This window comes from Nocardia ninae NBRC 108245 (assembly GCF_007990755.1).
GTDB classification, from domain to species: domain Bacteria; phylum Actinomycetota; class Actinomycetes; order Mycobacteriales; family Mycobacteriaceae; genus Nocardia; species Nocardia ninae.
This window is the reverse complement of the sequence record NZ_BJXA01000064.1, coordinates 1-19,027: the sequence shown is the minus strand read 5'-3', so window position 1 is coordinate 19,027 and position 19,027 is coordinate 1. Positions and strand designations below refer to the sequence as shown.

Genomic DNA, 19,027 nt, shown 5'->3' with positions numbered 1-19,027 from the left:
AGGTCGTGGTGATGTTGCCGACTGGGTGGCTTGGTCCGGTCGCGGCGTTGTTTGGCCTGGTCGTGCTATTCGCGATAGGGGTCATGCTGCTGGTTCTCGTGGCGTTCCCGTCCCAAGAAAGGTCGGGAGTTCCCACCACGCGCCAGCTGGGACCGTGTGAACCGTTCTGCAGCCTGCGCACCACCGCTCCGGTGGCGTCGGGAGGTGCGCGGTGACCGCCGCCGAGTTGGTCGATCCCGTTGTGTTCGCCGATCGGATCTGCCGGGACATCCCGCAGGCCATCTTCTTCCCGACGGGGCGGCAGAGGCGGGCGATCGAGAAGGCGAAGGCGCACTGCCGAGCGTGCCCGCGGTTGACCCACTGCGCGAAATGGGCGCAGCCCCTGGCCCGCTCGGGTGAGCTGACGAACTGCGTGATCGCGGCGGTCCATCTACCGGGCACGCACAAGCGCCAGGCAGACCGTGACGCCGCTGCCGCGGAGCTGGCCGAGATCGCCGCCCGTGGCGGCCTGCTCGCCTCCGATGTCGAGGGGGCCGCGTAATGGAGCACTACGCCACCGACGCGGGCACGGTCCGTGTCGGCCAGCTCTACCGCGAGGTGCGCGAGGGTGCGCGCACGCTGCGCGTCGAGTCGTTCACGACGCCGCGGACCGATTGGAAGGGTCACACGCACTGCCTGGTGATTTGCGTGGTGGCCGATGAGGAGCAGGGTCCGCAGGGCTCGCTGGCGGGGCGCTCGCTCGTCGACGCCGACCGGCTGACCGGCCCGGATTTCGTGCGGATCGACACCGAGGACGGTGCGTGATGCCGATTCGTCCGGAGAACCGCGACCGCTACCCGGCCGATTGGGCCGAGATCAGCAGAGCGATCAAGTTCGACCGTGCTGGTGGCCGGTGTGAGTGCGCGGGGGAGTGCGGCCGGCCGGTGTTCCCGATCTTTCACCTGGGTGAGGACGGCCGTTGCCGCAACCGCCACGGCGGGCGGGCGATCGGGACGGGGTCGCGGGTGGTGCTGACCACCGCGCATCTCAACCACATTCCCGAGGACTGCCGCCCGGAGAACCTCAAGGCCATGTGCCAGGGCTGCCACCTGTTTTACGACGCCGCCCACCACGCCCAAACCCGTGCCGCGACAAGGCAAATCGAGCTTGCCGCGCTGATGGACCCGCTGTTCGACATCAAGGAGGTGGCGGCATGGATCGCCGAGTGAAGGACCCGGCCCAGCACGCCGATATCGACGCGTGGAAGCCGGTGATCGCGGTCGGCGCGATCGGCGGTGCGTCCTTCGCCGCGTCGGCGTCGCTGCGGTTGGCGGAATTGTTCGGTGGCCCGGCCCAGGACGTGCCGTGGAACCCGGTCGCGCTGGCCACCCACCTGGGCGTCACGCAGGATCTCGTGTGGTCGGGGCAGGCCTGGGCGGCGGCAGGAACGCTGGCGGTTGGCTCGCTGGTGGCGCTGCGTCTTTCCGCCTGGGGCTGGCAGTATGCGTGCGCCAAGCCCTGGCAGCACACGGGCAAGAGCAAAGGCCGGCGCCCGAAGTTCGAGCGGCACCCGATCGACGAGCGGGCCCAGTACATGGGTCGCGGCAGGGCGCTCAAGCCGCTGCTGGCGTCCACGGTCGCCGAGTCCGCGCACCGCTTGGATGTGAAGTTCCCCAATGCGAAGGTCGCCGCGAAACAGCTTGTCCCCCAACGCAACGGCGTCTCGATCGGCATGCCGGTGCTCGGCGGGGACATGCTCTACGGCTCCTACGAGGACCTGCACGTCGATATCTGGGGCCCGCGCCAGGGCAAGTCGACCTCGCGCGTGATTCCGGCGGTGCTCGAAGCACCCGGGTCGGTGCTGACCACCTCGAACAAGAGTGACGTGGTCGCGGCGACGTCGATGATGCGTGCCGAAGTCGGGCCGTGTTTCGTGTTCGACCCCCAGCGCATAGCCGGACAGAGCGAGCCGTGGAGCTGGGATCCGCTGTCGTATGTGATCGCCCCGGAGCAGCGCCCGAAACTGCCCCAACCGCAAACACAGCTGCACGCAGTCGCCGACGGGGTGTTCGTCGACGAGCCCGCCGGCATCGGTGATCGCGATGTCGAGGTGACGCTGGTGTGGGGTGCCGAGGAGCGCGCCTCGAAGCTGGCCGCGCACTTCGCCGATAGCGATGACGGCCAGGACGCGAAGAAGGACGCGTTCTTCGACCCGGCGGGCGAGGAGCTGCTGGCGCAGCTGATGCTGGCGGCCGCGTTGGCGGATCGCCCGATCTCGCAGGTGTGGGAGTGGCTGACTAACGAGTCGAATACCGAACCGGCGCGGATTCTGGATCTGGCCGGGCACCACCTGGCCGCCAAAGGCCTGTTCGGCGAGTACAACTCCGATCCCAAGCAGCGCTCGGGGGTGTTCGGCACCGCCCGCAAGATGGGCCGAATCCTCAAGTCCCCGGAGCTACGCCCGTGGATCGAGCACGGCGGCAACCGTCGTCGTTTCGACCATCGGGCGTTCGCCGCGAGTGACTCCTCGACGCTGTATCTGCTGTCCATGGAGGGCGCCGGGTCGGCCGGTCCGATCCTCAACGCGCTCACCGCCGCGGTGCTGGAGTCCTCGATCCAGCGGGCCGCCGCGTACGGCGGGCGGTTGCCGACGCCGTTGACGGCGGTGCTCGACGAAGCCGCCAACGTGGTGCGCTGGCGCGATCTGCCCGCGAAATACAGCCACTTCGGCTCGCGCGGCATCGTCGTGATGACCGTGCTGCAGTCCTGGGCCCAGGGTGCGCGCTGCTGGGGTGAGGCAGGCATGAAAGCACTCTGGGGTGCGGCGAGCGTCCGTGTGCTCGGCTCGGGCCTGGACGATGTCGGGTTCCTGCGTGAGCGCGCTGAAGCGATAGGCCCGCACAACGAGCTGACCGGATCGGTGTCCCACAGCGCCTCGGGGCGGTCGGTGTCACGCTCGCTCGTCGAGCGCCAGACCTTGATGGTCTCGGAGATCCAAGCACTGCCGCGCGGTCGAATGATCGTCTACGGCAGCGGTTTTCCCGCCGTGCTGTGCGCCTCGGTCCCGTACTGGGATCGCCCCTACGGCGCACGCGTAAAGGAAGACATCAAGGCGGCCGCCAAGAAGGCGGCCGCGCTGGCGGCCGCGCAGTTCCCCGGCATCGACCCGTCGCAGCACAGCGGTGATGAGCGAGCGGAGGGGGCGGCATGACCCAGTTCCCTGACGACGACCTGGACGAGGACCTGTTCACCGAGCAGGTGCTCGCCGGTATCGACGCACTCGAAGCCGCCGAGGGCGGCACGGCCGGCGGTGCGGCCGCGGCCGGGCAGGGCGGGGAGGAGCCGCCGCCACCGCATTACCCGAACCACATCGCGTGGGTCGTGGAGTGGTTTTCCAAGATGTACGCCCGCGAGGTCGGCGAGGGAACCACCGACATCGCCTGGTGCCCGTGGTGGTTGAACCACCCCGAGGCCTGCTCGACGTTCGAGTCGATGTGGCGGGCGTGGGAGCACCTTCGCCTGGATGGCAAGACCGGCATGAGCGTGTGGTGGCGCGATCACTGCACCCCGCACATGAACAGGCTGCTCGACCCCACCGGCACGTTCCGCTACTGCACCGTCAAAGGCCATTTCGCCAACGGCGTGCTGTCTCCGCTGCCGCTGGCTTCGCCCGGCGCGGTTCTGTCTTCCCCGGCCGTCGCAGGTGCCGGGGCTGTCTCCACAACCACCAATGGGAGGAAAAACCATGTCGGACGTCTCTTCGCCCGCATCACCGGAAACCACTGACGCGCTGCCGTTCACCCGGCGCGAATTGATCGAGGCCATCTACGAACTCAGCCGCCACACCACCGTGGCGCACCCGCAGGATCCCCGCCCGATCACCATGGTCGACAGCTCCGCACGTGAGCTGGGAGCCCAGATCCTGGGCAACATCCGCGCCCGCCAGGCGCTCGGCGGCGGGGAAGCCGCCCGCGCCGAGGTCGTGGTCACCGAGCTGCTCGACGGCGGGGAGTCGCGCTACGCGTGGGAACGCATCGCCGACCCGGAAATGTATGAGGCGTGGGTGAACACCCAGGCCGAGCACCCCGAGGCGGGCAACGACCTGTGGCTGAGTGCCGCGGGCATCGCTGATATCGGCCAGGAGTTCCCCGACGCGCTGTTCCTCGCGCCGATCAACGCCGATCCCCGCCGTGCCGTGCAGATGAGCCGTGACGAGCTGCGCCTGACCATCGACGAGCTGGTCGAGCACGTCACCACTGACCCGCAGGAGTACGAGGTCGACGCCCGGTCCTGGGAGATATTTTTGCGGGAGCGGGCCGAAGCGATCGTGTCGACGATCCGCGAGGGTGAGGTGGTCTCCGCCGGTGAAGCGGCCCGCCTCGAACGCCTGGTGGCGTCGGCGGTGAGTTTCGAGCAGGTACGCGGCACGGCGGGCCAGGGCCTGTGGGAGCTGGCCTGCGACCCCGATGCCTATCAAACCTGGCTGCAGGTGCGGGCGGTGTCGATCCAGCACGCGATCAGCGCGGACCCTCTGGACTGGACCAACAGCGCCGGCGAGTTCGTCGACGCCATCCGGTTGCGCCCGTTCCGCGCCGACAGCTTGGCCCGCGAGGATCACCAGATCCTCGACCGTGCCGGTGTCGAGCGGGCCTTCGCTGAAATCGCCGCCGTCGCCGACCCGTTCATGGACACGACGCGCTTGAGCTCGGGCAGCCAGAACCTCGACGGTGCCGAGCAGCGCTTCGCTGTTCTGGCCGAGAACATCCTGGCCACCGCCCGCCACAGCGGCACCCTCACCGCCTCGGAGGCCGGCCGCGCCGAACGCGTTATCGCTTCACTCGCCGCGGGGGAGTACAGCCCCGAGATCGCCACCGAGGGCCGGGTGTGGGAGCTGGTCACCAACACCGACGCCTACACGACGTGGATGACCGAACGAAACATGCGCCTGCACAACCTCTACGGCGCACACCGAGCGCCCGGCATCGACCGCGATGGGCAGTTCCGCAACGCCCCCGGACTCAAGCGCATCGAGATCGACCCGCACGAGCTCACCGAGCTGCAGGCGAAGAACACATTCCTCAGCCGCGAGGAGCTGCTCGACCGAATCGCCGCACTGGAGGTGACGGCCGAGGAGATCGACGATTTGAGCGCCCACTTCGACTCCGCGTACGGCGAGGCCGACCAGCTCGCCCTGCTGGAGGAACAGCGCGACAGCACAGCAGCCGAGATCCTCTACACCGTTCGGGAGGGCTACAACCTGAGCCAGGACGAACAGGATCGCGCCGAGCGCGTGGTCGCCGCACTCGTCCACGGTGAACGGATCGATATCCCGAACGTGCTGGGCGGTGCGGACAGGCCGAGCACCGTGGACCTGATCGGGTCGCCTCAGCTGTATCAGGCGTGGCTGGATCAGCGCATCGAGCGCGACACCACTGAGCGTGACGTGATGGCCGAGCAGGTGGCGCAGGCGCAGGAGGCGGCCCAACAGCGCCGTGCGATCGCCGGGGAGATCCAGTTCGAGGCGCCGGATCCAGATCGAGATTCGGAGTACCAGCAACGTCGCGCGGCGACCATTACCGCGAGCCGGATCATTCACGACCCGTCGCTGGCGGGGCAGCTGCTCGCGGGGGAGAACCGGGACGAGGTCGTCGCTGCTCTTGCCGAGGTCGCGCACGAGCACCTCCAGGAGTGGCAGAGCCTGCAGACGGACTACCGCCACGCTCGCGGGGAGATGAAGACCCTGCAAGCGACGATCGACAAAGCCGCGGCACAGGCCATCTCCGATCAGCGGGAGCTGCGCGAGTTGCGGGCGGATCGGGATCGGTTGCAGAGCACCGCAATGGATTTCGCCGCCGATCTCGGCATGACACCCGCGCGGCCGACAGTGCCGCAGGCGATGGCACCGGTGTCTTATTCGGTCGCGCCGTCGCCGGAGTTCCCGGTTCCGGTGAACACGCAGTCGGTGGAGCCGTCGGCGCCGTGGTGGCGGCCGCTCTCGCACGGTCTCGGTCTGGGTGGCAGAGCTGAGCGTGGAGCCAGCAGGTGAGTGGGCAGAACCCATCGAGGATGGCGGCCGCCATCGCGCGGCCGTCGTTCGACCGCATCACCGCCGCGCTGGACGCTCACGCCGTGGCGCACCACCGTAAGCCGGGGCCGGCCTCGCAGGCGGGGGAGTGGACCAAGTACCGCTGCCCTGGCCACGACGATCACGATCCGTCGCTGGGCCTGATCTATGACCCCGACAAGCACAAGACCGTCGTGCGGTGTTTCACCACCTGCACCGATGAAGAGGTGCTGCACGCGATCGGTTTGGACGTGCGGGATCTGTTCGACGTGCCGCGCCGCGGAACCGGGCCACGCGCCGGGCAATCCCGCACCGGCGGCCAGGCCCGTGACGGTGGCCGGTCGCCCACACCGGTGCAGGGGCAGGCTGTCCCGGTCGAGTCCAAACGCGACCGGCTCGGGAAGGTGACCGGGGCCCGCTACAAGGCCGGGATCTACCTCTACACCGACGAGCGCGGCCACCCGCTCGGCGAGGTCGTGCGCTCGCACATCCCGCACGAGCACGGCACCGAAAAGGTGTTCCGGCAGCGCAAGTGCGACGCGGGCGGGCGCTGGAGCGGCGGCGGATTCGCCCCGGTGCTCTACCACCTGCCCGCCGTGCGCGAAGCCGTCGCCGAGGGCGAAACCATCTGGGTCGTCGAGGGCGAAAAGGACGCCGACCGCGCGAGGACGGCCGGACTGGTCGCGACCTGCAATGCCATGGGAGCGGGCAGTTTCCGACCCGAGCACGCCCACCAGCTGCGCGGTGCCGCCCGGGTGGTGATCGTCGCGGACAAGGACAAGCCGGGATACCGCCACGCCGCCCGCGTCGCCCAGCTCCTCCAGGGCCGGGTCGGGGAGCTGCTGGTGGTCGAGGCCGCGACGGGCAAGGACCTGTCCGATCACCTCGATTGCGGGCACGGCCTCGAGCTCGACGAGTTCATCCGCGTCGAGGACTCGGCGCTGACGGCCGCACTCGCCGGGCCCGCCGACCATTCCCCGTCCCCGCAGCAGCCCTCCCACGACAACGACCACGGTCAGCCTGCTGACCTCGAACAGCACCCTGAACCGGAATCGGTTGAGGACCACACGATTACGGAGGTTCCACCAGTGACCGAGCACGCAGCCGATATCGACCACGCCGCCCGCGAAATGGCCATGTTCACCCGGATGATGTTCGGCCTGCTGACCGAGTGGGCGCGCTCGGCCGCACAGCGCCGCGCGGAGTCGGCGAAGATCGCCGCCCAGATCTCGGCCGCCGAAGCCGAGGCCGCCGAGAAGCGGTTCGAGGCGGAGAAGAAGATGGCCACCGTCCGCCTCACCGATGTCGGGTCGGAGAAGTGGTGGAAGACAGCGTCTTCCGACGATGTCCTGGATGCCTGGTACGACGCGACCGCGTGGCGCCACGACGCACCAGAGGCCGAGCGGGCCCGCCAGCAGCTCGCGGCCGGACTGCGCGACCTGCACGGAATCGACGTCGAGGAGATCGAGGCCGGCCTCGAACAGGGCGCGCTGGATCGGGTGGTGAGCAACGCCTGGTCCAACGGTGCCGCGCTGGAGCGGGCCGCGATGGCCCAGCGCTTCGCGGTCAACGCCGTCGCCGAAGTCGCTGTGCTCGACGACGACCAGCGCCAGCACACCTACCAGGCGATCGAGGAGTACGCGAAGGCCTCGGCGCGGATCATGTCCGACCGGCGCACCTCCGGGCCTGCCTCACGTGAGGACGAAGCAACGAAGGAGTCCGCGCGGGCCCGCGTCGAGCTGCTGCTGGCCTCGGCACGCCCGGCCGATCGTGACAAGGTTTTGTTCGCGATGGACTACCTGACCGGTGACCCGCGCGCCAACATCGGCGAGGCCAACTGGGGTGCGAGCTCGGACGCGCGCGCCAAGGGCGACACCGCGCTGATCGAGTATCAGCGACGTCTGGCGTTGGGGCAGGACACCACCGAGGTGACCCGCCAGCTCACCGAGCTAATGACGGATCTGTCGAAGGAGGACGCCGACAAGGCCCGCCAGCGCGGCAAGGACATCAAGATGGCCCCGGCCACCACGCAGACGCCGTTGTGGCCCGGCGCGGTCCACAAGGATCTGCTCGGCGAGCAGATCGCCGAGTACGCGAAGCTGGCCCGTTCAGCGAGCGAGGAGGACCAGACCAAAGCCGCGGAGATCAAGGCCGAGGTCGAAAAGACTGTGGCGCACAAGGACTCCGGGCTCACAGCGATCGAACGCCATCAGGTCAGACTGACCATGTCCGATGGTGAGCAGCCCGGATTCGGTGTCGCACCGCAGACGATGTGGGCTGATCAGGAGTCGCGGTATCGCCTGCAACGCAGCCACGACCACAAGGCCGCCGCCGAACGCTCGAAGCAAGCCGCGCAGGAGATCACCGAGGTGCTCACCGACGCCGGGCTGGATCCGGCCGACGCGAAACTCGAACCGGTCCGCCACGCCCTGGTCGCGTTGCGCAAGGAGTGCGAATCCGCGGCGCTGGATGGTGACAAGGCCGAAGACCGGCTCAACGCGATGGCCGCACACCGGAAGGCGTTGCGCGACGGGCTGACCACGGCCGGGGTCAACAACATGATCGCCGAAGACGTCATGGCCGTGGCCGGGCAACTGGAAACCTCCTCGCTGAAGGCGGCGACGACCTCCCAGCGCACCAAGGTCAAGCGCGAAGCCGCGCGCGGCAACCCACCGGCCTGGGACAACCAGATCCGCCGCACCCAGCTCGTGGAGGAGCTGACCGCGCTCGGTGTGGACCGCGAGCAGATCACCGCACTGCTGTTGACCGACATCTCCCAGGCCCGCCCGGCCGGGGCGGCCACCGAACCCAGCGACGCCCCAAAAGCACGCTCCACGGCGTCGGGAGCGGGCATGAACCTCGGAAAGAAACGGGGGCGCAACCTGTGATCGGCCAACGACCGGCCGCCGAGGACGGCCAGGTGCTGCTTCCCGATTGGGAGGAGCTGCTGCACAGCGGGATTCAGGCGGCTCGCCAGCTAGGTGAGCACACTGCCAGCGCGCTCGAACCGGCGATGCTTAACGCTGGCACCGGCGCCGAACATCAGCGGCCCCTGGTGTTCAGTCCGGCGTTCATGAGCAAGTGGCTCGACACCGACGAGGCGGCGGCCTGCTACTCGCTGCGCACCGCGGGCGGATTCGGCCGGTTCCCGGACACCCGCGCTGAGGCCGCGAGGTTTCTCGGCGTCAGCGGGTGCCGATCTCACGGCAGCCAGCACTGGATCAAGTACCCGCTGGCCGCCCACGAAGAAGATCTCGGCATCTGGGAAGTCACCTGCTGCTGCGACTGCGGGCACCCGTTCCTGCGCTACTTCGCCGCCGACGCATCCAAGACGGTGCAATGGTCGCTCTACGCCGACCTGCCCTGACACAGAACACAGCTGGAGGGCCCTGCCGTGATAGCGGTGGGGCCCCCCGCTTGTCGTTCGAGCGATCAGGCCAGATGGTGTGTACGTGGGCGCGGCCAGTGGGCCGGGCAGTAGTGCCGGTTTCCCAGGTACCAGCCGCGGGCGGCGGCGATTGTGCGGACCGCGTGCTCGGTCGCCAGGTCGCCGACCTCCTCGATCATCGCGCGGCAGTCGGGTTGATCGCACACCAGCCACTTCGAGTCCCCGATCATGGATTGAGTATCAGCGACCAGGGCCGGTGCGCACCAGGAGCAGAACTTACGCACGATGTGGGGGTCAAACCGGGACATCGTCGACATGCTCGGAGGGTTGTGCAGGGATCGGGTCGGGTTGGCCGGCGGGTACCTCCGTGGGTTGCGGCGGTCGTTGTCCGGTCTTGTCCAGCGCAGTCGCTGCGGCCTCGCGAACGGCAGGGTCGGTGGTGTTGGTCAGTTTGACGATCGCGATCAGCCGCCCGAGTCGATCGTCTTGGAGGCTGAACCGCGCCAGCCCGATCAGCAGGCCCAACGCTGTAAGCGTCGCCGCGACCAAGACGTGCCCGATGCTCAGGCCTCCGCCACCGGCGAATAGCTCCGTCACGTGTGCTCCCTGTGTCTGCCGAGTTGACGCTGGTCACGTGGGCGACGTGGATCTCCAGCGAGTCGCGACAGATGTCATACAGCGAGGGGGTGCAAATGAGGGTCGCGTCTATAGGTACATAGATCAGGGCAGTGCGGGGGCTGTGACGGATCGAAGGCCGCGAATTTTGCCGTCGGCTGTCCTCGACCAGGCGCGAGACGTCGCGGACGGCCGGTTACACGAGCAGGTACAGGCCGAGGACGATTCCAGCCACGAGCAAGGCGAAGATCAGCAGCGGGCGCAGCTGCCCCGGCGGCTCTGCGCGTTCCCCACGCGGTAGTGGGGGTCGAATCTTGAAGCGGGGATACCAGGGACCGGAATCGAACGCCCCGGACCGCTGGAGCTGCACGATCCGGCGCACAGCCTCCGGGTCGATCGCGACGGGCTCGTTCGGACACGTCGGGGTGTAGTGCCGCACGTGAAAACAGTTCGGATTCGGACACCGGTACAGGGTCACGGCCACTCACCTCCCTACGTCCTGAAATTCCCCCAACGAGAGCACACCAGGTGGGTTCGCCGCCACCTCTTCGCTATTTCGTCGATGCCGTCGTCCGCGTCGAAGACCTCGGCCGGTAACCGCGCACCACCGCTGTCGTTTGTGGTGTGCAGGTAAGTCAGTGCGTGGGGCCGCTGTCGTGCGGTCGAGCTTTCGGGCTGGATGCCCTGGAAAAGGCGGATGCGACTCTCGTGTGGGCATTGACCGCGGCCGGGTCGAGTGGGCGGTCGAGTTCGACGAGAGACAGGAGAGGTTGCGATGCCGGAACTTTCAGGCAGCGAGCTGCCATATGTGCGCATTCGGTCGACGCCGTGGCGGCGGGCCCGCGCGGAGCGGATGGCCAATCAGGGACCGGCAGCTGGTACCGCGAAGCGGCACGGATGGCGACGAAGTCCCGCCGATGAGCAACTGCTGGACTTCGCAGGACGCTTCGGCGCGCTCACCGTTCGTCACGCGGCGAAGTACTGCTATCGCGGGGTGTTCGAGACCGCGAGGCGCCGAGTCGCGTTCATGGACGGTGCCGGCCTGCTCGAGCGCTCCGACAACCTGGCCTGGGCGGGCACGGTGGTGTATCCGACGATGGCGGGATTGACCGCGATACGAACACCCGGACAACCGGAGTTGCGGTTCCTCGTTCCCGGTGAGGAGCGGATGCTGCACCGGCTGCTGGTCGCCGAGACCGCCTTGGCGATGCTCGGGCGTGGTGCCGCTCGCGGATTGGAGGTGGTCTCCGAGCGGCAGTTCCGCGCGCTGGAACGCGCCCGAGACGACGGCGCGAGCGCGCACCGCTACGCCGAGCGGGTCGGTGTGCAGACCACAGCGCACACACCCGGCGGCCACGTCGTTCGCCCGTCGATCGATGACGCCGACCGGCCGCGCTGGTGGGCGATCCCGCTGGACAACGGCCAGGCCCTGCACTGGCCGGACTTCGTCGTGGTGGGCGGCGGGCTGCTGAGGCACGACCGCGAAATTAAAAGTGTGTCATCAGCCAAGTCAGATGAGTGCCTCACTACGTTGCGGTTACCAATAATTGGTAACCTTGGTTCATGGGTAGGAACACGTCGTTCAGTCTCGATGAGCATTACGCCGCGTTCATCGAGGAAGAGGTCGCCTCGGGCCGCTACCGGTCGGCCAGTGACGTGCTGCGTTCGGCGCTGCGTCTGCTCGAGGACCGCGAGACGCAGCTTCAGGCGTTGCGGTCGGCGCTGGTCGAGGGTGAGCGCAGTGGGCCCTCGGCGCCGTTTGATTTCGACTCGTTCCTCGCTCGCAAGCGCGCCGGCGCGGGTGATCGGTGAGCCGGTATCTTCTCTCTCCGGCGGCTCAGGCCGACCTCGAGAAGATCTGGGACTACACGTGCGAGCAGTGGAATCCCGGCCAGGCCGAGACCTACCTGCGCGAACTCCAGCACGCGATTGAGCGCGCTGCCGCGGACCCTCGCATCGGGCATCCATGCGAGGAGATCCGTGCGGGCTACCGCAGCCTCGCCGCCGGATCCCACACCCTCTACTACCGGGTTCTCGATGACGACACGATCGATGTCGTACGCGTTCTGCATCAACGCATGGACGTCGACCGGCACCTGTGAGTCGCGGGGGTCCGGCCCGCCGCGTGGGTATATCGGCGATTCGCAGCGGAGTTCGACCGGTAGGCAGCATTACGGTGCGTGCCATGGCCCGTCGCAAACCGACCATCCCCGAACGTGCGCAGCTGGCCCGCGCCGCGGTGGACTACATCGCGCACTACACCGGACGCGAACCCGATCAAGAACCCTACGACCTGGCGTTCCGCGGGCTCGGCAAGATCGGCTGGTTGCACGCGCAGAGCCGGGACGGGATCGCCGCCTACGCCGCCACATGCTGGATCAAAGGTGAAGAGCCCTACGCTGGAATGACCGCTTTCGACTTGCAGGACGCTGAGCACGGTCGGCAGGAGCAGGCGCTACACAGCCGCCGCTCCGCCATCCGGCACAACCGGCAGCTCGAAACAGCCATCGACGCCCGTGACCGCACCAGCGTGCGCTGTACCGGGGCGACGAAGTCGGGGCGGCCGTGTGGAATCGGTGCACTGCCCGGCCGCGACGTGTGCCACATCCACGCATCCGAACTGCAATGCGGCGCACTGAAACCCACCGGGCAGCGCTGCGCGATCGCCACCGGCGGCCGCGGCCTGTGCGCCGCTCATCGGGTGTAGGTGAAGGCGTGAAAAATTTTCACCTGATACCTACACGCCGTCGGGCCCGAACGGCTTAGCTGTCGGAACGGCCTCTGGCGATATCCACGGTCGGCCGTCTCGTCATGCTGGTGATCCTGCTGTAGCGCGGGATATCTCGGGGGGAAGCCATGAATCCATGGACTGAGCAGCTCTCGGTCAAGAAGGTCGCCGTCGCGGCCGCCACTGTCCTGATGGGACTGGCCGCGGTCGCGTCCTTCGCCTTCGGGCACAACCTGGCGCAACTGGCCGGAACGTCAGCGTTCGTCGCCTGGCTGTGGCCGATCGTCGTCGGCACCACCGTCTTCCAGATCGCCTACTGCTACGTGATGCTGGGGACGCTGCCATACCGGACCGGGATCATCCGCCCCTACTTCGGCGTTCTGCTCCTGTGCGGTGTCGCCGGAAGCATCGCCGGGAACGCGTTCAACGCCACGAACCCGAGCGAGCTGTCCCTCACCGCCAAAATGATCATGGGTGCGGTTCCGCCGCTGTGCCTGCTGTTGGGCGTGCTCAACACCTCGATCTTCCTCGGCTCGACCAAGCCAGGGCTGCACGGCGAGATCGACGAGCCCGACGTCTGACCAACCCCCAAGCGGCAGCCGGGCGCACGGCGCGCTTATGTCGCACCCCCGTCGGACTGCTCGAAATCAGTGCTCGCCGAACAGCGGAAGCTGTTGCGAAGCAAGGGTTTGCCCGCCGATCCGGCGCAAGCATCGCGCGCACGTGACCGCGGCACGGGTTGGTTCCAGCGCGGCGGGTGACCATCCGGCGACACCGGTGCGGCACAACAGTTCCGGCACTTCTTCCTCGCCGACCCACTGGCCGAAGGTGACCGCGTGCACGGTGCGCCCGGCCCGCACGACCGCGTGCACGCCTGCATCGCCGAACGTGGCACGTGAGGACGCGGCTAGTGGTCCGATGTCGGTCATATGACCGACCCTAGAATCTCCGACCGACAACGGAGCGCAACTGTCCTGCGAAGTTAATGCCGCGGGCACTGGGAGCCGCGCGGGCGACCAGCCGGTGAGGTGACCGTCATCCTCGACCGGACCGCCCCGACCGCTCGTGATGAGCTGCCTTGTCGGCGCTCGACTGTGCGCGTGCCGCGAACCCCGACCGGGCGGAGTCACTACGCGGCTCACGGTCGGCGGCGGACTGGATCCGGGCGGCGCTCTCCTGGGGCATTCGCTCACTGTTGGTCATGCACGGACCGTAACCGCGCCGGCCGCTGCCGAGTCGCACGGAAGGCGAGCGCGCCCGCCGTGTCGTAGAGCCGTGCGGGAAAGCGATGAAGTCACCGCAGCGCCGGTATCTTGGCGCACTTCTCGGGCAGGTGGAGCCCGTACCGCGGCGGGATCGCGACCGGTTCGGGCAGGGCCCGTTTTGGTGCGTCGTCCGGCGACGCTTGCCGATCGTGGAGGTTGTAGACCAGCTCGAGCAGGTCCGAGACGATCCTCAGCGCGGTGCTGAGGAGGTCGGCGAAGGTGAACGAGACCGCGCCCAGGACCGAGCGGATCGGGAAATGCCGGTCCAGCACGGGAAGGGCAGACAAGGCCACACCGATCGCCAGCGAGGTCCAGGCAAGCTCGACGGCCCCGACTTCGACCAGGGCTGCCATGCAGTAGACCGCCGTGGGGATCGCATACACCGGGCGCTGGCCACGCAGTCGAGCATGGTTGAGGCCCACGGTGATCCAGATCAGCACTGGGCAAACCAGCGTGATCGCTGCGGCCCGGGTCGGATCGGTGATCCACGCGCGGGCCTGCTCCACCCAGGCCTGTCCGGTCGTCCAGTCGGCACCGTGGGTTAGTACTGATCCGGCCGATAGTGCGGTGTCCCAAGCGATCTGGTCACCGAACATCGACAGCAGCAGAGGGATCGCTACCGCGCTGGCGCCGAGGAAGTAGAGCTCCTTGAGCGGGATTGCGGCCAGGGCCTTATCGAACAGGGTCGTGAACATGGGCGGATTCCTTGATCGGCCGGGGTGAGGGCCCAACCGATTCTGCGCCGCCCGCTCAACCGCGGCGTCGAGGCGCGCCGTGCTGGGCTCCGATGCGGCGAGCCGCCCGGACGCGCGGGGCCTGTTCGTGAAATCAGCGATCCGTGTCGGTGCCTATGCCCACACTGGCCTGACATTGACGTGCAGCAGGGGAGCATCCAACATGGCTGGAACAGCAGGTTTTCATTCTCGGGCTATCGCCGCCGCAGCAACGAGGCTCAGACCGCGTTCATCCGCCAGTTCGTCGCGGGCCTTCCGGTGAGGACGGTGCTCGCGCTCACCGGCCTCAGCGCTTACGCGGCGTTCGCGAATTTCGGCATCGGGTGGGCACAGGCGGCGGGGGCGTCGAACTGGGAAGCGGCGGTGTGGCCGATCGCCGTCACTGCCGTCACCACGCAGGCCTTGTTCTGCTACGTCCGGTTCGTCCCCAACATGCATGCCAGCTGGGCGCGTTGGCTGTTCGCGGCCGTCGCCGCGGCTGGCATGGTGCTCGCCGCCCTCGGCAACGGTCTGCGACTCGATGGCTCGTCGTCCGAACTCGGCCCCGTGGCCTCGTCTTCCGTACTGGCCGTGCCCGTGCTGTGCCTGCTGCTGTCGGCGTGGATGACCAGCGTCTTCTTCTTCGCGATCGACCCGGTGATTTCCGAGCCGAGGTTGCCCATGCGTGCCGAGAAGGACGAGGAGCCGGACTACCCCCATTTCCTTGACGAGCGCGCCGCGGACAGCGAGATCAACAAGCAGGCGTAGCGGGTGCCGGTCAATCCGTGGATCCCTCTTGTTTCCGGGCGGGCACGCGGCGAACCTCGGCAGTCAGCAGGTTTAGCTGTTCTGCCAGGTAATCCGCCTCGGCAGGGGTGAGCAACAACCAGTAGTCCTCCCCGACGTGCAGCTCGATGGCGTAGGAGTCCGGCTCCCCGGCGTGTGTGTCGGTCCGCTGCAGCAAAGTGGTGAGCGCCCGAAGTCCGTAGATGCTCAGTGGCCGAGTCGATTTCAACCCTGCGTGGACCTGGAACCGATCAGGCGGGACGGGCACGGCATCGACGTGGTCAGTGTGCTCCTCGCACCAGGAAGGGCACTGCCGTTCCGCATTGGCCCGTGCGTCGTTCATAGCGGCGAGCATAGGCACGAGCGCGAAACCCCGTCCGAAGCTTGACTAGTTGCCCATAGCGTCCGCCCACGGCGGGAGAGCGACTAACTGTTCGGAAAACGACGGGCCCCGCTGAACCGCTCAACTCGGGGAAGGGGTTCCTGGCGTGCGGTGATCGAGTGCGTGCTGGAGGTCTGCGTTGATGCGCTGGGCTTCGGAGAGTTGGTCTTCGAGGATCACGATGCGACACGCGGCCTCGAGGGGATTACCGGCGTCGACGAGTTCGCGCACACGCCCGGCGATGCGCAGTTGGTAGCGCGAGTAGCGGCGGTGCCCGCCGGCGGATCGCTGCGGGGTCAGCAGGTGAGCGGCGTCGAGGCCGCGTAAGAAGGCTTGGGTGACGCCGAGTATTTCCGCGGCGCGTCCCATGCTGTAGGCAGGGTAGGTGTCGTCGTCGAGTTTGTCGTCGGCGCTGGGTCCGTCGGCGGGATCGGTGTTCGGTTGCTGCACAGCACCTCTCGGGTTCAACGTCGGCAGGCCCCGGCGCGTGTGCGCCGGGGCCTGGGATCTAACAGGGAAGAGGGGGTTGGAACTTTCAGTTCTGTTCACCGGCCCTACGGGCCGATCTCGCGTATCGCCTCCGGCACTTGCCGGGACGCGGGACTGATAAGTGACTACTCAGTGACCACCTCCTGGATTGCCGGACTTACCCCACGCGGTCGGGATCGGGTCCGACCTCGCTTGTTCGTCCCCCTCCGGCGGTCCGGCCGAGTGCACCGGGTTTCTCTTCTCCGCCGGAGGGGACGGGTGGAACTTCGTGTTGTTGAACTTCGTGTTCCGGGCAGTTCACCTGCCCGACCTCTGGACTTTCTTTTCGAGCGACAGCGACTGTATACCGCCCCTCGGAGAATGTCTACATCCGCCACAACAGATTTTTTCCACTCAGGACAGAGGGCCTCACAGCCTGGGACGCAGCCTCACGAAGATCACCGAGGCGTGCCGGGCCCGGGCACAACGGTCACCGACCAGCACATGACACCCGGTGAATGCTCGTAGCCCCTGCCCCGCTCGATACGGATCGGCCACTCGCCGCTTTTGCGCAGAGCCGACTCGACGTGCAGGCGGATGACAGCATCGAGGGCGGCACCGGTAGTCGCACGGGGAATGCGGATGTCGAGCTGTCTGGTACCCGCTACAGGGGTCGTTCACCCATCCTCCCGCCAGCAGGCCCTAGTGTCGTAAATCGCTCCGATTCTCGACGCCGACTAGATGCGCAACCCTGCGATACCGGCCCTGAAGGGGCCCTTCCATCGTTGACACCCCGGCACATCGTGTCCGGGTCCACCGCCCTCGCTTACGTAGTCAGGCGGGGGCGATGCGGTGTTCGTATAACGACCGACTTGCGGGAATAGTCGAGTCGAGGGCTCTGTTGAATCCCGTGTCGGCGTCCGGACAGCCCCGGGCCTCACCCCATTCGTCGCTACGAGCGACCACCCGCCGAGAGGCGCTTGTGGGACGTCGGCCTTCAGCGATTACGCCGCCAGTGCACCGCGCCGGCGGCGTTTTGCTGTCTAATCCGCACGCGCTGCGCGGCGACGTAGCCAGGGCCGACGGAGTCCCGAAGGATCAGCGGCATGACCGAGTCCGAGCCACCGAGGATCGAGCAGTTCATCGTCGCCCGTCTCGCCGAGGACGAACAAGATGCCGCTCGCGGGCGCTACGTCGTGGCGCTGCGGACCGCGGTTCTCTCTGTGCTGGAGTACGAGGGCGAGCTGACTCATCTGTTCGGCGAGACGCCGGCTACCGAGCGGTCGCGACTGGAGTACATCCCGACGTTGCGCGCCATCGCCGAAATCTGGCGCGATCATCCGGATTACCAACCCAATTGGGCCGGTCCGGACCCTCGATCCTGACCACCGATAAGCAGGTCTTGTCGGTGGTCAAGCCGGGGGCGAGCCGCCACGCGGGTCATGGGCAGTCCACGAGTTCTTCCATCCGGCACATCTACGGTTGGGTCGGCAACGAACCCTTCAGGGGTTCGGCTGGCTCTGTGTCCGAACACTGCCCTACCAAGTCATCCGACGATAGGAGATGTTCGATGCGAAGGATCTCGATTACTGCCGCCATGTGCGCCGCAGCCACAGCGGCCAGCCTGATGCTCGCCGGTCCCGCCGTCGCCGACGTCGATCCCGACGTGGCTGACTGCGCGAAGAAGTACAGCAAGTTCCCTGAGTTTCGGAAATGCCTCATCGACAGGGCCCGCGAGGCCCAAGAAGCTCGCGAGGGCAACGAAGGCCACTAGCTGAACTCGACACCGCGACATCTGTCGCGGTGTCGAGAATTGATCCTTGTGTGACATCCTGCTCCGTCAGCGCGGGCGCCGGACGGGCTTCTTCGCAGCGGAGCGTGAGGGCTTCGTGGGTGTCCGATGTTCCGGGCCCGTGCGCAAGGATCTCAGTAAGGACATTGTGGATTTGGTGAGTGAGGCGTCCGCGCCGAGGAACTGCTGGCAGTCGGTCAGGTTCTTCTCGAGCAAGGCGCGGGCTTCGGCTGTTCGGCCGGCATCTGCGTAGGTGCCGGCGAGGCTGTTGCGCGAAGCCAGAATCGAGGGATCTCCCGGGTCCCGATCGCGCTCGGTTTCGTGTAACGCCCGCTCGAACAGCTTCACCGCCCTGCGCATCCGGTGCGCGCCCAGATAGGCGTAAGCAAGGCTGGTCCGGGCGAACGCGGTGTCGGAGTCCTCGATGCCGTTTGCCCGTTCATGGCTGGCGAGGATCTGCTTGTACAGCTTGATGGCGGTGCGCTGGCCGCCGATCATTTCGTAGGCGAAGGCCAAGCTGCTGTAGGCAGACAACGTGCCGAGGGCGTAGCGTCCTTTCGCGCGTTCGGTGCCGACGGCGATCTTCTCGAACAGGGTGATCGCCGCGAACGTGCGTTTCTCGCTGAGCCTGTTATGCGCCAAGTTCTGGAGATGATCACCCCGGCCGTCGAGGTACTCGAACTCGTCCTCGTCGAGGTAGGTGTTCTTATCGATCGGGATCTCGGCAAGGTCTGGTTCGAGGATCCGGGCGAGCAGAATCATCAGGGCCAGGTTCGTTGCGATCGTCACCGCGGCGAGGTCGGCGCTGAAGTTGTCGGTGCCCAGCAGCGTGACCACCGCCGTGACC

General features: G+C 67.4%; 23 protein-coding genes. 15 read left to right on the top strand and 8 right to left on the bottom strand.

Going from position 1 to position 19,027, the window contains the following annotated elements:
* The first annotated feature begins 211 nt into the window (after nt 1–211).
* From NN4_RS33005 to NN4_RS32970, 8 genes are read left to right on the top strand one after another with little or no spacing between them, the layout of a single operon-like run.
* Entirely contained in the window at nt 212–541 is a 330-nt protein-coding gene (locus tag NN4_RS33005) for a WhiB family transcriptional regulator (RefSeq protein WP_246181208.1), read from the top strand.
* Nucleotides 541–804 (top strand): hypothetical protein, encoded by a 264-nt coding sequence (locus NN4_RS33000; protein WP_147139582.1) that lies wholly within the window; start codon nt 541–543, stop codon nt 802–804. The genes NN4_RS33005 and NN4_RS33000 overlap by 1 nt, the downstream gene beginning before the upstream one ends.
* Complete coding sequence (locus tag NN4_RS32995) at nt 804–1,208, top strand: hypothetical protein (protein WP_147139580.1); 405 nt, start codon at nt 804–806, stop codon at nt 1,206–1,208. Before NN4_RS33000 ends, NN4_RS32995 begins: the two co-directional genes overlap by 1 nt.
* Nucleotides 1,193–3,190, top strand: a complete 1,998-nt coding sequence (locus NN4_RS32990) for a type IV secretory system conjugative DNA transfer family protein (protein WP_147139578.1) — start codon at nt 1,193–1,195, stop codon at nt 3,188–3,190. Before NN4_RS32995 ends, NN4_RS32990 begins: the two co-directional genes overlap by 16 nt.
* The gene (locus tag NN4_RS32985) at nt 3,187–3,765 is read left to right on the top strand and encodes a DUF4913 domain-containing protein (RefSeq protein ID WP_147139577.1); all 579 of its coding nucleotides are present in this window, start codon (nt 3,187–3,189) and stop codon (nt 3,763–3,765) included. The genes NN4_RS32990 and NN4_RS32985 overlap by 4 nt, the downstream gene beginning before the upstream one ends.
* Nucleotides 3,725–6,025, top strand: coding sequence for a hypothetical protein (locus NN4_RS32980; protein WP_147139575.1), 2,301 nt, complete (start codon nt 3,725–3,727; stop codon nt 6,023–6,025). The genes NN4_RS32985 and NN4_RS32980 overlap by 41 nt, the downstream gene beginning before the upstream one ends.
* Entirely contained in the window at nt 6,022–8,931 is a 2,910-nt protein-coding gene (locus NN4_RS32975) for a hypothetical protein (protein ID WP_186818749.1), read from the top strand. The genes NN4_RS32980 and NN4_RS32975 overlap by 4 nt, the downstream gene beginning before the upstream one ends.
* Complete coding sequence (locus NN4_RS32970; RefSeq protein ID WP_147139573.1) at nt 8,928–9,410, top strand: hypothetical protein; 483 nt, start codon at nt 8,928–8,930, stop codon at nt 9,408–9,410. The genes NN4_RS32975 and NN4_RS32970 overlap by 4 nt, the downstream gene beginning before the upstream one ends.
* Nucleotides 9,411–9,475: 65 nt before the next feature.
* Here NN4_RS32970 and NN4_RS32965 read toward each other — a convergent pair whose 3' ends face one another.
* From NN4_RS32965 to NN4_RS32955, 3 genes are all read right to left on the bottom strand, one after another.
* A complete protein-coding gene (locus tag NN4_RS32965) occupies nt 9,476–9,661 on the bottom strand; it encodes a hypothetical protein (protein ID WP_147139571.1) in 186 nt (61 codons plus the stop codon).
* Nucleotides 9,662–9,725: 64 nt separating this feature from the next.
* Entirely contained in the window at nt 9,726–10,028 is a 303-nt protein-coding gene (locus NN4_RS32960) for a hypothetical protein (protein WP_147139569.1), read from the bottom strand.
* 214 nt (nt 10,029–10,242) lie between these two features.
* Complete coding sequence (locus NN4_RS32955; protein WP_147139568.1) at nt 10,243–10,485, bottom strand: hypothetical protein; 243 nt, start codon at nt 10,483–10,485, stop codon at nt 10,243–10,245.
* Nucleotides 10,486–11,609: 1,124 nt separating this feature from the next.
* Here NN4_RS32955 and NN4_RS32950 point away from each other — a divergent pair.
* The 4 genes from NN4_RS32950 (at nt 11,610) to NN4_RS32935 (ending at nt 13,355) form a co-directional block, all read left to right on the top strand.
* Entirely contained in the window at nt 11,610–11,858 is a 249-nt protein-coding gene (locus tag NN4_RS32950) for a type II toxin-antitoxin system ParD family antitoxin (RefSeq protein ID WP_147139565.1), read from the top strand.
* On the top strand, nt 11,855–12,148 hold the full coding sequence (locus NN4_RS32945) for a type II toxin-antitoxin system RelE/ParE family toxin (protein WP_147139563.1): 294 nt from the start codon (nt 11,855–11,857) through the stop codon (nt 12,146–12,148). Before NN4_RS32950 ends, NN4_RS32945 begins: the two co-directional genes overlap by 4 nt.
* 83 nt (nt 12,149–12,231) lie before the next feature.
* Nucleotides 12,232–12,753 carry a hypothetical protein gene (locus NN4_RS32940; RefSeq protein WP_147139561.1) on the top strand — a complete coding sequence of 174 codons (522 nt, stop codon included), beginning with the start codon at nt 12,232–12,234 and terminating at the stop codon, nt 12,751–12,753.
* 149 nt (nt 12,754–12,902) lie between these two features.
* Complete coding sequence (locus NN4_RS32935; protein WP_147139559.1) at nt 12,903–13,355, top strand: DUF2637 domain-containing protein; 453 nt, start codon at nt 12,903–12,905, stop codon at nt 13,353–13,355.
* Nucleotides 13,356–13,421: 66 nt separating this feature from the next.
* Here the strand turns inward: NN4_RS32935 and NN4_RS32930 are convergent, their stop codons facing one another.
* Together NN4_RS32930 and NN4_RS32925 are read right to left on the bottom strand one after the other, a co-directional pair.
* On the bottom strand, nt 13,422–13,703 hold the full coding sequence (locus NN4_RS32930) for a hypothetical protein (protein ID WP_147139557.1): 282 nt from the start codon (nt 13,701–13,703) through the stop codon (nt 13,422–13,424).
* A gap of 365 nt (nt 13,704–14,068) precedes the next feature.
* Complete coding sequence (locus NN4_RS32925) at nt 14,069–14,734, bottom strand: hypothetical protein (RefSeq protein ID WP_147139554.1); 666 nt, start codon at nt 14,732–14,734, stop codon at nt 14,069–14,071.
* Between the two features lie 306 nt (nt 14,735–15,040).
* Between NN4_RS32925 and NN4_RS32920 the strand changes: the two genes are divergently transcribed.
* Entirely contained in the window at nt 15,041–15,520 is a 480-nt protein-coding gene (locus NN4_RS32920; protein ID WP_147139552.1) for a hypothetical protein, read from the top strand.
* A 10-nt stretch (nt 15,521–15,530) separates the two neighbouring features.
* Here NN4_RS32920 and NN4_RS32915 read toward each other — a convergent pair whose 3' ends face one another.
* Both NN4_RS32915 and NN4_RS32910 read right to left on the bottom strand, forming a co-directional pair.
* On the bottom strand, nt 15,531–15,881 hold the full coding sequence (locus tag NN4_RS32915; RefSeq protein WP_147139551.1) for a DUF6907 domain-containing protein: 351 nt from the start codon (nt 15,879–15,881) through the stop codon (nt 15,531–15,533).
* Nucleotides 15,882–16,001: 120 nt separating this feature from the next.
* A complete protein-coding gene (locus NN4_RS32910; RefSeq protein ID WP_246181207.1) occupies nt 16,002–16,370 on the bottom strand; it encodes a helix-turn-helix domain-containing protein in 369 nt (122 codons plus the stop codon).
* Nucleotides 16,371–17,494: 1,124 nt separating this feature from the next.
* Here NN4_RS32910 and NN4_RS32905 point away from each other — a divergent pair.
* Nucleotides 17,495–17,773: a hypothetical protein gene (locus NN4_RS32905; protein WP_147139549.1), complete on the top strand. Its 279-nt coding sequence runs from the start codon at nt 17,495–17,497 to the stop codon at nt 17,771–17,773.
* Nucleotides 17,774–17,958: 185 nt separating this feature from the next.
* Nucleotides 17,959–18,162 (top strand): hypothetical protein, encoded by a 204-nt coding sequence (locus NN4_RS32900; RefSeq protein ID WP_147139547.1) that lies wholly within the window; start codon nt 17,959–17,961, stop codon nt 18,160–18,162.
* A gap of 66 nt (nt 18,163–18,228) precedes the next feature.
* Here the strand turns inward: NN4_RS32900 and NN4_RS32895 are convergent.
* A partial coding sequence (locus NN4_RS32895) for a tetratricopeptide repeat protein (protein WP_147139545.1) occupies nt 18,229–19,027 on the bottom strand: 799 nt, incomplete at its 5' end.